Source organism: Paenibacillus sp. EB106-06-01-XG199 (assembly GCF_058791575.1).
This window is the reverse complement of record NZ_JBYTDQ010000034.1, coordinates 1-1142: the sequence shown is the minus strand read 5'-3', so window position 1 is coordinate 1142 and position 1142 is coordinate 1. Positions and strand designations below refer to the sequence as shown.

General features: G+C 59.5%; 1 protein-coding gene. It reads left to right on the top strand.

What is annotated here, in order from left to right; all coding sequences use genetic code 11:
* On the top strand, window positions 1–1142 hold a 1142-nt coding region (locus AC3WT9_RS34590; RefSeq protein WP_492408983.1), incomplete at both ends, for a condensation domain-containing protein.

The following is a 1142-nucleotide window of genomic DNA, read 5'->3' as shown; positions in this document are numbered from 1 at the left end:
TGCTACGCGGAACAGCTTCGCAGACTGATCACCCACTGCACCCGGCAGGCGCACAGCGAGAAGACCGCGAGCGATTTCCGTTTGGCGGATTTGGAGCCGCAGGAAGCGAGCGGCTTGCAGCAAGCCTACGGCTATAAGGTGCAAGACATCTATCCGCTGTCTCCGATGCAGGAAGGCATGTTGTTTCACGCTGAGCTGGACCCGGAGGCTGCGACGTATTTCGAGCAGTTTACGTTCCGGGTTGAAGGAACGCTGGATATCGCGGTATTCGAGGAAAGCTTGGGCCGTTTAACGGAAAGGCACGACATGCTGCGGACGGTGATCGTGAGCGAGCAGGTAGGGCGGCCGGTGCAGCTGGTGCTGCAGGAACGGGAAGTCGATCTGCGGGTGAGGGAAGGGTCAGGTGATCTGGAGACGATCCAGCAGGAAGACCGGCAAAGGGGCTTTGACCTGAGCCGGGATGCGCTAATGCGCGCCACGATTGTGATCGGGGAGAAGGGGTGTCAGCATGTCATCTGGAGCTTTCATCACATCATCATGGACGGCTGGTGCACGAGTATTCTGATGCAGGAGCTCATGGCGATTTATCGCGGGTTGCAGACGAAGCAGCCGATAGAGCTGGGGCCCGTGGAGCCGTATAGCCGATACATGCAGTGGCTGAACATGCAGGACAGGGAGGCGGCGCGGCAGTACTGGAGCCGGTACCTGAGGGACTATGAGCAACAGGCGAGTGTGCCGCGAGTGACAGGGGCAACAGGGCGAACAGAAGCTGAGCGGCAGGAGCATGCCTTCCGTCTGGATGTGGGGATGACCCGGGAGCTGGAGCGGTTGGCCCGCCAGGCCCAGGTGACGCTGAACACAGTGATGCAGACGATCTGGGGACTGCTACTACAGAAATACAACCAGAGCGATGATGTGGTATTCGGGGCGGTCGTATCGGGGAGACCGGCGGAGGTGCCGGGGATCGAGCGGATGATCGGCCTGTTTATCAATACAACGCCGGTACGGGTCAGCAGTACCCCCGAGCAGAGTGTAACGGCACTGCTGCAGCAGGTGCAGGAAGCAGCGCTGGTCTCGGAATCACATAGCCATTATCCGCTGTATGAGATTCAGGGAATGAGCGCGCTGAAGCAAGGGCTAAT